13 protein-coding genes and 1 other annotated feature are annotated in these 15,077 nt (G+C 51.5%); of the genes, 4 read left to right on the top strand and 9 right to left on the bottom strand.

Features of this window, described 5'->3' with window-relative positions; all coding sequences use genetic code 11:
- Positions 1–66: 66 nt before the first annotated feature.
- The 4 genes from ACAN54_RS26475 to ACAN54_RS26460 form a co-directional block, all read right to left on the bottom strand.
- The gene (locus tag ACAN54_RS26475) at positions 67–1,329 is read right to left on the bottom strand and encodes an Nramp family divalent metal transporter (RefSeq protein WP_379163029.1); all 1,263 of its coding nucleotides are present in this window, start codon (positions 1,327–1,329) and stop codon (positions 67–69) included.
- 360 nt (positions 1,330–1,689) lie between these two features.
- Complete coding sequence (locus ACAN54_RS26470) at positions 1,690–1,884, bottom strand: DUF2933 domain-containing protein (RefSeq protein ID WP_379162716.1); 195 nt, start codon at positions 1,882–1,884, stop codon at positions 1,690–1,692.
- 74 nt (positions 1,885–1,958) lie between these two features.
- Positions 1,959–3,656, bottom strand: coding sequence for a glutamine--tRNA ligase/YqeY domain fusion protein (locus tag ACAN54_RS26465; RefSeq protein ID WP_379162713.1), 1,698 nt, complete (start codon positions 3,654–3,656; stop codon positions 1,959–1,961).
- 87 nt (positions 3,657–3,743) lie between these two features.
- Positions 3,744–4,006 (bottom strand) — a binding site (T-box leader).
- Positions 4,007–4,058: 52 nt separating this feature from the next.
- Entirely contained in the window at positions 4,059–5,615 is a 1,557-nt protein-coding gene (locus ACAN54_RS26460; protein WP_379162711.1) for a tetratricopeptide repeat protein, read from the bottom strand.
- A 439-nt stretch (positions 5,616–6,054) separates the two neighbouring features.
- Between ACAN54_RS26460 and ACAN54_RS26455 the strand changes: the two genes are divergently transcribed.
- Positions 6,055–7,128: an LLM class flavin-dependent oxidoreductase gene (locus ACAN54_RS26455; protein ID WP_379162709.1), complete on the top strand. Its 1,074-nt coding sequence runs from the start codon at positions 6,055–6,057 to the stop codon at positions 7,126–7,128.
- A 166-nt stretch (positions 7,129–7,294) separates the two neighbouring features.
- Here ACAN54_RS26455 and ACAN54_RS26450 read toward each other — a convergent pair whose 3' ends face one another.
- From ACAN54_RS26450 to ACAN54_RS26435, 4 genes are read right to left on the bottom strand one after another with little or no spacing between them, the layout of a single operon-like run.
- Positions 7,295–7,726, bottom strand: a complete 432-nt coding sequence (locus ACAN54_RS26450) for a protein-tyrosine phosphatase family protein (RefSeq protein ID WP_379162706.1) — start codon at positions 7,724–7,726, stop codon at positions 7,295–7,297.
- A gap of 12 nt (positions 7,727–7,738) precedes the next feature.
- Complete coding sequence (gene arsC / locus ACAN54_RS26445) at positions 7,739–8,158, bottom strand: arsenate reductase (thioredoxin) (RefSeq protein ID WP_379162703.1); 420 nt, start codon at positions 8,156–8,158, stop codon at positions 7,739–7,741.
- A gap of 21 nt (positions 8,159–8,179) precedes the next feature.
- On the bottom strand, positions 8,180–9,469 hold the full coding sequence (locus ACAN54_RS26440; protein ID WP_379162700.1) for an arsenic transporter: 1,290 nt from the start codon (positions 9,467–9,469) through the stop codon (positions 8,180–8,182).
- Positions 9,470–9,510: 41 nt separating this feature from the next.
- Positions 9,511–9,846, bottom strand: a complete 336-nt coding sequence (locus tag ACAN54_RS26435) for an ArsR/SmtB family transcription factor (RefSeq protein ID WP_379163026.1) — start codon at positions 9,844–9,846, stop codon at positions 9,511–9,513.
- Positions 9,847–9,996: 150 nt separating this feature from the next.
- On the opposite strand from ACAN54_RS26435, the gene ACAN54_RS26430 reads away from it, so the two are divergent.
- The 3 genes from ACAN54_RS26430 to ACAN54_RS26420 are packed head-to-tail and all read left to right on the top strand — an operon-like array spanning position 9,997 to position 11,806.
- Entirely contained in the window at positions 9,997–10,446 is a 450-nt protein-coding gene (locus ACAN54_RS26430; protein WP_379162697.1) for a MarR family winged helix-turn-helix transcriptional regulator, read from the top strand.
- A gap of 53 nt (positions 10,447–10,499) precedes the next feature.
- Positions 10,500–11,282 carry an arsenite methyltransferase gene (locus ACAN54_RS26425; protein WP_379162694.1) on the top strand — a complete coding sequence of 261 codons (783 nt, stop codon included), beginning with the start codon at positions 10,500–10,502 and terminating at the stop codon, positions 11,280–11,282.
- Positions 11,283–11,302: 20 nt separating this feature from the next.
- Complete coding sequence (locus tag ACAN54_RS26420; protein ID WP_379162691.1) at positions 11,303–11,806, top strand: arsinothricin resistance N-acetyltransferase ArsN1 family A; 504 nt, start codon at positions 11,303–11,305, stop codon at positions 11,804–11,806.
- Between the two features lie 94 nt (positions 11,807–11,900).
- Here the strand turns inward: ACAN54_RS26420 and ACAN54_RS26415 are convergent.
- Positions 11,901–15,077: invasin domain 3-containing protein (locus tag ACAN54_RS26415; protein WP_379162688.1), on the bottom strand; the 3,177-nt coding region annotated here is incomplete at its 5' end.

Below are 15,077 nucleotides of genomic sequence, written 5' to 3'. Positions count from 1 at the left end.
TCCAAAATAAAGAAAGCCTCCGGACACGGGAGGCTTTCTTTTGCATTCCTTCTTATTCTAGTTCCCTCAGATGACCATCTCCACAATCAGGAACAGATTCAGTGATACAACCAGGGCACAGATGATCCAGCCCAGAATGGTAGTGATGCGGTGGTTAACCAGCCCGTTCATGATCTTGCGGTCACTCGTGAAGAGCACCAGCGGAATCAGGGCAAACGCAATCCCAAACGACAGAACAACCTGGCTCATCACCAGCGCGCTCGTAGCATTGATGCCGAAGGCGATGATGGCCAGCGGAGGAATGATCGTAATCGCGCGCCGAAGGTATAGATTGATTCTTTTATTAATGAAACCCTGCATGACCACATCACCGGCCATCGTCCCTACCGACGAGCTGGAGAGCCCGGCAATCAGCAGGCCAAGTCCGAAGGAAATCGCGGTAACGGGTCCGGCCAACTGGCGGAACTGGTCGAAGGCTATATCCAAATCCTCGACTACCAATCCGTTTTTGAAGAATAATGCCGCGGCTACAACCACCATCGCCATATTAACCGCACCCGCAATCAGCATGGCAATCAGAATATCGATGAACTCCAGCTTGAAGATCTGTTTCTTCTCCTTGTCATCAATTCCGACCACTCGGCTCTGTGTTAGTGAGGAGTGCAGATAAATCGCATGCGGCATAACCGTGGCGCCAAGGATACCCGCAGCCAGAAGAATACTGTCCACACCCTGGAACTGCGGAGTGAAGATCCCGGTGACAACTGCCCCGGCATCCGGCTGTGCCATGACCACCTGGAACGCAAAAGCCAGAACGACGATTAGCACCATGCTGGCAATTCCCGCCTCAAGCGTACGGTATCCGCGCCGCTGCAGCTCCAAGATAGCAAATGAACCGACAGCGGTAATCAGTGCGGCAGGCAGCATGGGGATACCGAATAATAAATATAATCCGAGGGCCGCCCCAATAAATTCCGCCAGGTCTGTGGCAATAATCACCAACTCACTCTGAATCCATAAGAAAACCGATACGCCTTTCGGGAATCTCTCCCGTGCCACCTCGGGCAGATTTTTACCGGTGGCAATGCCGAGCTTGGCAGATAACGACTGAATAAGAACAGCCATCAGATTGGATGCGAATATAACCCATAAGAGCAAATAACCGTATTTCGAACCCGCTGTAATATTGGTGGCGAAATTGCCTGGGTCCAGATAAGCTACGGAAGCGATAAAAGCCGGCCCCAGGAAAGGAAGAAGTCTTTTAAGTCCTTTGACATCCCCGCTCAGTACGGCCTGTGCAGTCAGTCTGTTTTTAGATCTGTGTATCATTGGAGGTGCTTCTGCTAAGTTTTGCTCCATCATTTTCATTCCCTCCTCTTGCCTGGAAAAGTTGTCTATACACACGAAAGTTTCCCCGATGCAACATTTAGTTTAATTTTATTATAATCTGCGTTGTGAAAAATGTAAATGCATTTGCGCAAACTAATGCTTGGCGTCATTTCCATACCCTATTATTAACCCGTTCTGCCTGCCGTCCATCTTCTGTGCCCTAATGTTTATCTAGGCTTTCTTATTCATATGAGAAAAACCCCGACAAAGTGAAGCTTTGGAGCAAAAGCGTTGCCACAAAAGAAAACGGGCAGGGTCCAGGGTTCATCCCCGGCTCCCGCCCGCTGCTATTTCATGCCCTTAAGAAGTAATCCTGTTAATATCCGCCCGCATTTTTTCATTTTGCGTCTTCAGCTCGTTCAATTCTTGCTGCAGCTCTTCTACCTTCGGCTGCCGCCGTGAATGCATTCCGTGCCCATGTCCTCCACGCATACCGAACATCATGATGATCATCATAAGCGGACAGACCAGTGTAACTAACCAGGACCAGTTCATCGCTCTACCTCCTCCAGAATTCAGGGTATAGAGTTCATTATAAAGAGGGGTTGTGAAGAAACTATGTTGCTGTGTTAATTGCTGACTTTTCCCCCGCCTTTCCAAGAATCCTTCAGCGGAACGATACGGTTGAACACCAGCCGGTCCCCGCGGGTCAGCTTGTTGTCTACGCAAAAGTAGCCTTGGCGCATAAATTGGAATTTGTCCTCAGGCTTGGCACCAGCCGCATAAGGTTCCAGCAGGCAACCCGTCATAAGTTTTATGGAATCGGGATTCAGGTATGCCTCCCAGGTTTCGCCTTCTGTCTTAGGGCTATCGCTGTCTTTCAGCAGCTTCTCATACAGGTATATCTCCGCTGGTATGCCATGACTGGCCGATACCCAATGGATGGTGCCTTTGACCTTGCGCCCGCTAAGGGCGTTACCGCTTTTGGTCAGAGGATCATAGGTGCAGCGGAGCTCGCTGATCTCCCCGGTTGCTGCATGCCTAACCACCTCGTCGCATTTGATGATATACGCCCCCTTCAGACGGACTTCACCGCCCGGGACCAGCCTGCGGAAGCCGGTTGACGGCTCTTCCATGAAATCCTCCCGCTCAATATAGAGGACACTGGAGAAGGGCACTTCTCTCTCGCCTAGCCCGGCATTCTCGCTGTTATTGGCAAGGGTCAGCCATTCTGTCTCCTTAGCTTCATAATTGGTAATCACGACCTTCAGCGGATCAAGCACAGCCATGATACTTGGCACACTGGCCTTAAGATCCTGTCTCAGGCTGTGTTCCAGCATGGAGAAATCGGCCATCGTCTGGTTTCGGACCATGCCGATCTCCCGGACAAAGCTGCTGATGCTCTCCGGGGTGAAGCCCCTTCTCCGCAGACCACGCAGCGTGGGCAGCCGCGGATCGTCCCAGCCATCCACATAGTTCCCCGCAACCAGCTCTCTGAGATACCGCTTGCTGGTCACCACTCCCGTCAGGTTCACCCTGCCGAATTCCCTTTGCCTAGGCGCTTCCTCGATTCCCAGCTCCTCCAGTACCCACTCGTACAGCGGCCGGTGGTCTTTGAATTCAAGCGAGCATAGCGAGTGGGTGATGCCTTCAATCGCATCCTGAATCGGGTGGGCAAAATCATACATCGGATAAATACACCATGCATCCCCTGTACGGTAATGCTCCGCATGAATAATTCTGTAGAGTATCGGATCACGCAGGTTGATGTTCGGTGAAGCCATATTGATCTTAGCCCGCAACACCCGGGAGCCTGTGGGGTATGACCCTTTTCGCATCTCACTGAACAAGAGCAGATTCTCCTCCACAGACCGTTCCCGGTAAGGGCTGTCCTTCCCCGGCTCTGTCAACGTGCCTCTATATAAGGTCACCTCTTCCGGTGATAAATCGCAGACGTAGGCTTTACCCTTGCGGATTAAGCGTACAGCGCTGTTATAGATTTCCTCCGAGTAGTCCGAGCCGTAATAGATATGCTCTCCCGGGCTGCAGCCCAGCCATTTGATATCCTCGATGATTGCTTGAACATATTCCATATCCTCTTTGAGCGGATTCGTATCATCGAACCGCAGATGGAAGGTTCCGCCATATTTTTGCGCAATCCCGTAGTTGGTGTGAATGGCGAACGCACTGCCGATATGCAGATACCCGTTCGGCTCCGGCGGGAACCTTGTGCAGATTTCTCTGCTGTAGATTCCGGCCTCTATATCTTCCCTGATCAGCTTATCCATATAATTCTCCGCTGCTGCGGCTTCCAGATCGTTACTCATGCCCATAACCTCCTGTGTGTATGTGATTACCGCTCTTTCGAACCTTTGCCCCACGCAAAAAAGAACCTCACCTCCAAGACGTATGGTCTTGGGGACGAGATTCTCGCGGTACCACCCCAGGTTTATTAATATGTCGCCATATTAATCTCATCGAGTACGGCATTACCAGGCAGGCAAGGCTTATACTCTAGCTCTGTAACAGGAGCTCCTGTCGTACTATCCCCAGATCTTACTGGTTCCAATACGCCGCTCAGAGACTTGGTTCAACACACCGTTCTTTGCCCCTTTTCAGCACCCGGAGCTCTCTGTGAAAGAATGGATATATCTACTCTTCTCTTCATTGCGTTTCATAATCATAATTTATTGTATTCTACAAAATAACAGCTGTGATGTAAAGCAGGCTTAGTTCCCGCTAAGTGCCGCCAGCAGATCCAGCGCTTCCTCATGCTCTGGCTCTAGAACCAGCGCCTGCCGGGTATACTCCAGCGCTGCCTCCAGATCCTCAAGCTCATAGCTGCAGATGGCCAGGCAGTACAGAACTGTAACCACAGGCTCGTCTTCTGTCTCTTCCAGTGAGTGCGTAAGGAAGCGCCGGGAATCCTCATACAGTCCCATCTCGAACAGCAGCAGGCCGCTGTCGAGGGCCAGATCATATTTCTGCGGCATCGGGTAGAAGCCTGTCCACATCCGGTCAATTCCCAGCTTCAGATCTAAGATCTCCTCGTCGCTGGCATCCTCCAGCAGGCTGGAGATCCGCTCCGCACTCTGGATGAACAGCTCGGCATCATAGCCGCCCAGACGCCAGAAGGCCAGAATCTGCTGCAATCCGATGGTATCAAAATTCTGATCAATCCACAGCTTCAGGCTGAAGAAGTCATCCGGACCAAAGCGCTCAATAAATCTGCGGTAGGCCAAGCGGGCCTGGACATGGCGCATAGGTTCTTCCAGCATATAGATGCAGCCAACGTTCAGGTTCTTGTAATGATGTTCTGTAAATGAAGATACTGCGCCTTTCTGTTCAAAATAACACACCAGCGCATGATAGTTGGCGGTTAGCGAGATGCTGCCATGATGAATCAGCTTCGGCGGCTCAGCATACTCCCAGTTCTCCGGCCGGTGGTCGCCTTTATCGGCGGTCAGCAGCAGGAATCCCGCCCCGGACATCGCACTCAGCCGTTCCATACATCCCAGCGCAGCCTCCGGGAAGAGCACATGCGCGTCCTCCATCTTCTCCTGATAGAACGCTATCACATCGCGGTACGGGTAGGTCTTCTGTTCATAGCCTTCTGCGCGGCGGTAGTAATATTCCGGGATAAGATCTCTAAGCACCTCTGAAGGGCCCATGGTCGCTGACTGCTCCGGGTACTTCAGAGAGACCTCGCATTCATATATTTTGCCTTCATCCACATAGAGCAGCTCCTGCTGGATACTGTCAAAAAAGTAGTTGGCAATCACCATCAGCGGCTGTGCGAGTGTCCCTGGTGAAATCACCTTTCCACTCTGTGTCAAATGCAGTTCTGTATCCGCAACGGCATCAAAGCGTGCGAAATCCAGAATACCCTGCGTAACGAACGGAATCAGGCCGGGATGCTGCTGCCATCCGGTGATATTTTTCCAGGGAAGATCACTCATGACATAGGTGAAAGGTGGCAGCGTCAGCCCTGCATAATCGATCAATTCACACAGCTTCTGCAGCACATGGAACGCGAGGCGTCCCGCTCCCGCACCCAGCTCCAGAATAATGACCGGCTCCGTAGTCTGCCCCATCGCCGCCCGGTCCTGCAGGAAACCGAAGATCATCTCTGCATAACCCGTTCCGATCATCGGATTACTCGTTATATACTGGGGTACCTGGTCGTTCTTCCACGCTTGCATGCCCAGTTCTTCATAATATTTGCGCTGCAGCTCCCAGATCGGTGCTTCGCTGAAGCGGTAGCGTTGTTGTCCGCTATCTGTCATATGTGTATACCCTGCTCTCTGTAATCATCTGATTGATATTTTATCCACTATTAAGAATCCATCTTCAAGCGGCCGCTGTCAATTACTGTTTCAGTACATGAAGTAATAACTTCAACTTTCCCTTCATAATGTGAAAAGGGGGGAACGAAGCAGCTTCTTGGGAGAGGAGATGCGGTCCGAAGAGCCATCCTACCGAGGATTGGAGGCCGGACCCCTATGAGTATAGACCAGCTCATTGCCCTGCTCGTTCTTGTCATCATGATTGTACAACTTGCCGTAGGCAAAAAGAAATCCTAAACTCTGCATTATTGTAATTGCCTGCCGCCCCCAGTTTGAACCGGGCGGCGGGCATTTTTTTATCCGAAATTAACTTACTAAAGTTGATATACTTTATAAAGTATAGTAATATAAAAATACGAGAAAAAGGAGGCGGATTGAAATGCCCGACAAGGATACCCTTATGGAAATAGGCATCAGCACATTTTTGGAGACTACGCCAGACCCGGTGACCGGTGAGGTCATCAGCCATGCCGAAAGACTGCGTGAAGCCGTGGAAGAAATTGTACTCGCCGATCAAGTCGGACTGGATGTATATGGTATCGGTGAACATCACCGTGCCGATTATGCCGGCAGCGCACCTGCCGTAGTGCTTGCCGCTGCTGCTGCTATGACGAAGAAGATCCGGCTCACCAGTGCTGTAACGGTGTTGTCCTCGGATGATCCCGTGCGCGTCTATCAAGCTTTTTCCACCCTCGATGGACTCTCTAACGGCCGTGCAGAGATTATGGCGGGCCGGGGTTCCTTTATCGAATCCTTCCCGCTCTTCGGCTATAGTCTGGAGGACTATGACGAGTTGTTCGAGGAGAAGCTGGAACTGCTGCTGAAGATCAGAGCCTCAGAAAAGGTAAGCTGGCCCGGCGGCCATCGTCCGGCCATTAATAATCTTCCCGTCTATCCGCGCGCCGTCCAGGACCCGCTGCCGGTATGGATCGCCAGCGGCGGCAATCCCGAATCCGCCATCCGTGCGGGCATGCTTGGCCTTCCTATCGCCTTCGCCATCATCGGCGGCATGCCGGAGCGCTTCGCGCCACTGGTCCAGCTGTACAAAGATGCAGCCGTCAAAGCCGGGCATAACCCCGATAAGCTGCAAATCGCCACACATTCGCATGGTTTTGTCGGCGAAACTACCGAGCAGGCAGCCGCTTTGTTCTATCCTTCCACGCAAGCCCAGATGAATGTCATCGGACGCGAGCGGGGCTGGGGACAAACCTATAACCGCGCCACCTATGACGACGCCCGCAGTCTGCGCGGCGCCCTCTATGTAGGAGATGCTGAATATGTCGCTGAGAAGATCCTGCTGCTGCGCAAGAATCTTGGTGTTACCCGCTTCTTCCTGCATGTCAACGTTGGTACCATGCCGCATCGTGAAGTCCTTCGAGCCATCGAGCTGCTGGGTACCAAGGTTGCGCCAATCGTTCGCCAGGAACTCGCCCGGGGAGCCGCTGCGCATTAAGCTCAGACACTATAGATCAGAAGGAAGCTGTATCTGCCATGTGCATTATTAAATGGCCGGTACAGTTTCCTTTTTTTAATAAATAGGTATCCCCTTCATCTTCATCTTCATCTTCATCTGTAAAAAGACCGCCTCCCAGGGAGACAGTCTCTATCTTTCAAACCGCTTATTTTGACGGATAAAAGCCCTGCAGCACTTCGCGCATTTCCTGCTTGATATTAATATCCGGACGTCTTTCTTTGGCTAACGCCTCCGCCTCTTCTACAGTAGATGCCAGTCCCAGCTCCAGCAGGACTCCCGTAGCTACTGTTCCCGTACGGTTACGGCCTCCAGCGCAGTGGAAATATACTGTTTTGCCGCTATTCACAGCCGCTGTAACCGCATGGATAGCCGCCTGCACCGAACCCTCCTGGCCGCTCTCATGCTCCACAATCGGATAATGATGACGGGTTACCTCTGCAGGAAAGTCTTCGGCTTCCGTTCCGGTATCCCTCAGATCGAATACATCGCTAATCTCCCGCTCCCGCAGAGCCTCGAACAGTGCATTCTCTCCGCCAATATAGACTTTACCCGGAATGAGCTCGTGATAATTTGCCATAATCGTTCTCCCTTATTCGCCGGTTTCTGCAAACTTCTTAATGCGCTCGCCCACTTGGTCACGTACCCGCTGAAACACAGCCCACTTCTCTTCCTCCGTACCCTGCGCTTTTGCAGGATCATCGAATCCCCAGTGCTCACGTTTCACTTGTGGCGGGGTAACCGGGCATTTATCAGCGGCATCTCCACATAAGGTAATCACGAGGTCCGCGTTATTAAGCAGCTGTGGATCAATAATATCCGAGGTCTGGCCTGAGATATCAATCCCAACTTCGCTCATCGCCTGAACGGCTTTCGGATTCAGACCGTGGGCTTCAATACCGGCACTGTAGACACTCCATTCATTGCTCAAGTATTTCTTGGCCCAGCCTTCAGCCATCTGGCTCCGGCATGAGTTACCTGTACACAAAAAGTAAATGGTTTTCTTATCCATGAGTCATAATCTCCTTTGAAGTTAAAATAGGATTAAAGTGATATAGAGGCCAAGCAGCGTAATGAACAGTGTAGGGATTGTCAAAATAATACCTGTTTTGAAATACGCACCCCAGGATATTTTCACACCCTTTGTTGACAGCACATGCAGCCACAGCAGGGTTGCCAGCGAGCCGATCGGGGTAATCTTCGGTCCCAGATCCGAGCCGATCACATTCGCATAGATCAAAGCTTCTTTAATCAGTCCAGACGTATGGGTAGCATCAATCGCCAGGGCATCGATCATCACGGTAGGCATGTTGTTCATTATCGAAGAGATGACGGCAGCTATGAAGCCCATCCCTATCGTTGCAGCGAACAGCCCCTGATCGGCTACAGCCTGAATCACATCAGCAAGAACGTCCGTCAGACCCGCATTACGCAGACCATATACGACCACATACATCCCAATCGAAAAGAATACGATCGCCCATGGTGCACCTTTCACCACTTCCGTAGTAGGTACGTAGGGACTTCTTCTTGCCATCAGCAGGAAAAAGATTGCAACCACTCCAGCCACGGCAGACACAGGAATGTTCAGGAATTCACTGACAAAGTAACCAACCAGCAGAACTGCAAGCACTACCCAGGACAGCTTGAACATCTGTTTGTCTTTTATAGCCTCTACCGGATCTCTCAGCTGTGAGCTGTCAAAGGACCGCGGAATGCTTTTACGGAAAAAGAAGTACAGGACCAGAATACTTGCCCCCAAAGAAAACAAGGTAGGCATTAACATCCGGCCCGCGTATTCCATAAAGGTTACCCCGAAGAAATCCGCCGATACTATATTAACCAGATTACTGACAACAAGCGGCAAGGAGGTGGTATCCGCAATGAACCCGCTGGCCATGATAAACGGAAAAACCTTCTTCTCATCAAAATTCAGCGCACGGACCATAGCCAGCACGATTGGGGTCAGAATGAGCGCCGCACCATCATTGGCAAAAAATGCCGCCACCACGGCTCCAAGAACGGTGACATAGATGAACATCCGGGTGCCATTCCCGCGTGCCGCTCTCGCCATATGTAAGGCAGCCCATTCGAAAAAACCAATTCTGTCGAGGATTAAGGAGATCAGAATGATCGCAACAAACGCCAGTGTCGCATTCCATACGATCAAGGTGACGTCATACACATCGCCAAAGCTGACTACACCTACAAGCAAAGCGAGTACCGCCCCGCCGCAAGCCGACCATCCAATGGACAGATTCTTGGGCTGCCAGATGACAAAGACCAGCGTGATTACAAAGATAAGACCTGCTAAGATTTCCAAAATTCAACCTCCTATGTATATCCGGGCTTTATCCGGCTGGATTAATGCAGTATTTCGCAGCAAGCTGTTACCGGCGTTCTATTCAGCATGGCCAGAATCGCAGGCGTATCCGGCGTAAGCTTCAGCACAGCCTGAATGTGGGGTTTGTCTTCTATGTTAAGGGAATAGTATACCCATTGGCCCTTTTTTTGTTCCTTGACGATTCCTTTGCTTCTTAATCTGCGCAGATGCTGGCTGATAGCAGGCTGTGAGATGTCAAAGATCGCAACAAATTCGCATACGCACCATTCGCGCTCTTTTAATAAAGCCAGCATCAGGAGACGCGTTCTATCGCCCAAAAGCTTCAGGTCATCAGCGAGTTCAGTCACATCTGTTATAACGGCAGCTTCCTCCATGACAGTCCCTCCATTCCCAGGTATATAAGCCTGCGCTTATATACTAAACTAGGATCTCAAAAATGACAATCCTAAATAAATATTGCAACTTGCAACTAAATAATATATAACTGAATTACGAGGTGAATCTACTTGGAAAATACACGTGAATTGTTTCAGATCATGACCCGCCGTCTGGGACTGCTGAACAAGAACTGCTGTACCGTCGGAGGATGTGATCTCTCCCCTGCCCATAGCCATATTCTGTATGAGGTGGACCGCAGACATAATCCCTCCATGCAACAGATCGCAGATGCACTGGGTACAGATGTCACAACGTTCAGCCGGCAGGTTCAAGCGTTAATCAAAATGAATCTGGTCCAAAAAACACCGGACCCCAGCGACCGGAGAGTCTACACTCTCTCGCTTACAGCTAACGGCAAGAGCGTCGCTACAACTATTGATACCCAAATGAATGCGTATCTGGATGAGGCTTTTTCGTATATGAGTGAATTTGAGCAAGAGACTCTGCTGCGCTCTGTGAAGCTTTTTAATGAAGCTATGGGGAAATCCAGCAAATGCTGCGCGCCTGTTACCGGGTGATTTCTCTTAACTTATACTTGCAATTTGCAATTAATTCAAAGGAGTGTTGAAGAATGGACCAGCTTTCCAATGACCAAATCCGCCAAAATGTAAGAGGACGCTATTCGCAAATTGCCGTGAAGAACGTGACATCAGCCTCTTCCTGCTGTGGTTCACCGTCAGATTTCGATTCTATCTCCACGAAGCTCGGCTATTCCGGCAGTGAGCTGGCAGCAGCTCCCGAAGGTGCAAACTTAGGTCTTGGCTGCGGCAATCCTCAAGCGATTGCAGCGCTTAAGCCGGGAGAACGCGTGCTTGATCTCGGCAGCGGGGGCGGCTTCGATTGCTTCCTGGCCTCACGCCAGGTAGGGGATGAAGGGCATGTCATCGGTGTCGATATGACACCCGAAATGATCAGCCGCGCCCGGGACAACGCATTAAAAGGAAAGTTCGGCAATACCGAATTCCGTCTGGGTGAAATTGAACATCTTCCGCTCGCAGACCATTCCGTGAATGTCATTATGTCCAACTGCGTTATCAACCTTTCTCCCGACAAACTTCAGGTATTCCGTGAAGCCTACCGGGTCCTTGAGCCGGGTGGACGCCTCGCCATCTCGGATATTGTAACTACAGCAGAGCTTCCTCCTGAGATCAGGAACGACTTTGGCGTGCTGTATTCAGGTTGTATCTCCGGCGCTTCTTCCATATCGGAGCTGGAGGCTATTCTTAAGGAAAGCGGCTTTACAGAGATTAGCATTGAGCCCAAGGATGAATCCAAGACCTTTATTAAAGATTGGATACCAGGAGAAAACATAGATCAATATATCGTATCTGCAGTAATCCAAGCGAAGAAATAAAGCTGCAAGGAGAGATACCCATGGAGAAGAACACCACACTTACCGTCCGCACCGCAGTGAACAAGGATGCAGAAAGTCTCCTCCGTATTTACAACCAGGGAATTGAAGACAGGATTGCCACACTCGAAACCGGTTTGAAGGATATGGCCTACATGGAGACATGGTTGCAGGAGCATCAGGGGCGCCATACTGTACTGGTCGCTGAACAGGAGGGGGCAGTGATCGGCTGGGCCTCCCTTAACCCGTACTCTCACCGCTGCGCCTATAGCGGGGTAGCCGACCTGTCCGTGTATATTGAGCGCAGCGTTCGCGGGCAAGGTATCGGCAGCGCCCTGCTTGCGAAGCTGGAGGCTACCGCACAGGACAACGGTTTTCATAAAATTGTATTGTTCACCTTCCCCTTCAATGACGCAGGCCAAGGGTTGTACCGGAAAAGAGGGTACCGCGAGGTTGGGGTATTTGAGAAGCAGGGTGTTATGGACGGATCCTATATCGATGTTATGGTGATGGAGAAGCTGCTGTAAGATACTACGGACGACAAACACCCCTTGGCTTGCCCGGATAAACCATAGGTTTATTCAGAGGGCATTGCAAGGGGTGTTTTCTATTAAATACTCTTTAGTTATTTATCAGTCCTGCCTGGAGCAGCATCCGGTACAACAGCACAGTAGTCTCTGCACGGGTTAATGACTGCTGTGGACGTAGTTCATTTCCATACCCTTTGATCAAACCGGATTGAATAGCAGTCTGCACAGCGTCACTTGCCCAGCCGGCAATTTGGTTGCTGTCGGTATAGATGTCTATATTGGCTTGTGCACCGTTATTACTTGTCAGCCCCGCGGTATCCGCCAGCCGCAATGCCCGGATCATCATTACAATTGCTTCTTGCCGGGACACGGCCTGATTAGGCCTGAACGTCCCATCCCCGAAGCCATCCATCATTCCATATGCTTTTAACGCAGCTACGGCGCCATTGTACCAATTGTCACTGCTTATGTCGACGAAACCCGCAGGATTCTCTCCTTCAGGCAGTCCAAGCGCCCGTGCCAGCATTGCAGCGAGTTCCGCCCGGGTAACCATAGCTTCAGGTGCAAATTCTGAACCATCCGTTCCCAGAACGATCAATCTGCTGTTCATGCCGGCAATTTCATTTTCCGCCCAGTGTCCCTGAGTATCTGTGAATTTGGACGGTTTATAAATGACAGCATAAGTACTATTCGTAAGACTCCGAACCACAGCTGATCGATGGCCGTCTACTGTGATGAAGACTGTCGGTACCGTACGCACACCTTTATTCTGATCCCACACTACCGCCGTTGAGGCAGCACGGGCATCCGTAGGCAAGTAAATGACTCTTTCTACAAAATGATTGAAGCTGGATATTTCTTCAGTTTCACCATTCCGCTTGATTTGGACGGTAAATTGGATCGGAGCCGTCACCAGTTGATAACCACCGGCGTTCGCCGCCTTCTGCAATCCTTCTTCCGCCGGGCCGCGCCCTGTCAGGATTCTCAATTCCATATCCTTCGTCCAGCCAGACTCCCGGTTTACGATTTCATGTAGTGGCAGCCGATATTGGCCGTGCTGGGTGATGAACGTGATTGTGGCTACTTTTCCGGCCAGAATCGGGACTGTATCACCGGAAAGTCTTAATGTGAGATGATCTGCCTCTTCCTCGATTGAAATCGAGAGATTAGCTTCAGCAGTGTTGGGCAGAGAATCGATCGCCTGGCGCAAATGATCCAAATTCAAAAGCGCGTCGATGGATTTCGATCCATTCGCATCTGTTTGAACTGCGACCGTTCCCGTAACCTTCTGATCATTCACCCGAATCACTGGCATGTTGTCCGGTGATGGCGGATTCGAAGAGCTTTGAGGACTCGAAGAAGCCGTCGGAGCCGGGACTGGTGCTGGATCTGGTGCTGGAATGGGATCCGGCACGGAGTCAGCTAAGCGTGTCACGTTGAGAGTATAGGTTTTCATGGAATCATCTTGTGCTTTGACACGCACCTCGAATTTATTTTGGCCCGTTGCAAGAACATACTCCCCGGTTAGCGAATTATTGCCTACCTGGTGTTCATTCACATAGACGGCGGAGTATACGTCGGCGGGGGTCAAAAGCATCTTCAACCCGTACACCGGATGGTTCACTACCAGATTGCTGTTTGACTTCCCTGGATCAAAATCAAATGGTACCGGCCCGCCGAGTCCTAACAACTGCCAGACCTTCAAGTCTGCATTGCTGCTCAAAGGGACGATGTTCTGGATTTCAATCAGGCTTACATTGGCGTTGCCCGCTGTATCTTTTACATACACAGAATAAATGCCATTCTTTTGCACCGTAAAGTGGTCTGTTATTTCTGTACCCTGAGTATCAAAATCCGTAACCGTACGGCTTCCTGCTGCCCATTTCATGGAGGAAACCTGATTGAATTCACCATATACAGACGCCGTTACCTTAACATTTACGCTGCCAAAGGTTGGACCGGCCGGATCCATATTCAGTTCGACAGCAGGTGGCTGGTCGTACGTAAATGCAATACTCACCGTCTGATCCAATAATATACTGCTCGCCATCTCTTTTACCGTATAGGTCACTGTCTCTGCCGCCAGGTTGCTTACGGAAAAGCTGGTTAGCCCATCCACATTGGTCCATCCATACACATCTTTGATTACCGAACTTCCATCTTGAGCTTGCAGTTGCACCTGTCTACCCTCAAGCGGATGGTCATATTCGTCTTTGAGCTTCACGTTAATCGTAGCTTGGCTTTGTCCATCTGCACGGACGACCAGATCACTTGCGGTAACCGTAGAGCGGGATGAACTGACCTCACCAGGTACAAGCTGGACAACTGCTACCGAGGCTAAAAGACTGCCGCCGACAGTAGCACTTACTGTCGCCGCTCCCACCGTTACCGGCGCCGTCAGCGTCGCCGTATAGGTCCCGTTATGTTTATCCGTGACGGCGCTAACCGTCCCCGAGGTCGACGTGATTCCCACCGTCGCCCCTCCGGTGGTCAGCGCATTACCCTGCGCATCCTTCAGCTTCACCGTCACTGTCGTCTGACTCGTTCCATCTGCCGTCAGCGAGCTATTGCCCACAGCCAGCGTGCTGTTCACGCTGGACGGCGCTCCAGGCACGAACTGGATCGTTGCCGTTCCTGTTAGCGCACTGCCGCCGACAGTAGCACTTACTGTCGCCGTTCCCACCGTTACCGGCGCTGTCAGCGTCGCCGTATAGGTACCGTTATGGTTATCCGTTACGGCGCTAACCGTTCCCGAGGTCGACGTGATTCCCACCGTCGCCCCTCCGGTGGTCAGCGCATTGCCCTGCGAATCCTTCAGCTTCACCGTCACTGTCGTCTGACTCGTTCCGTCTGCCGTCAGCGAGCTATTGGCCACAGCCAGCGTGCTGTTCACGCTGGACGGGGCTCCGGCCACGAACTGGACCGTTGCCGTTCCTGTTAGCGCACTGCCGCCGACAGTAGCAGTTACGGTCGCGGTTCCCACCGTTACCGGCGCCGTCAGCGACGCCGTATAGGTCCCGTTATGGTTATCCGTGACGGCGCTAACCGTCCCCGAGGTCGACGTGATTCCCACCGTCGCCCCTCCGGTGGTCAGCGCATTGCCCTGCGCATCCTTCAGCTTCACGGTAACTGTCGTCTGACTCGTTCCGTCAGCCGTCAGCGAGCTAATTCCCACAGCCAGCGTGCTGTTCACGCTGGACGGCGCTCCGGCCACGAACTGTACCGTTGCCGTTCCTGTTAGCGCACTGCCGCCGACAGTAGCACTTAC

The organism is Paenibacillus diazotrophicus (genome assembly GCF_042610465.1).
The sequence above is the reverse complement of the archived record's forward strand: the minus strand, read 5'-3'. Positions and strand labels throughout refer to the sequence as shown.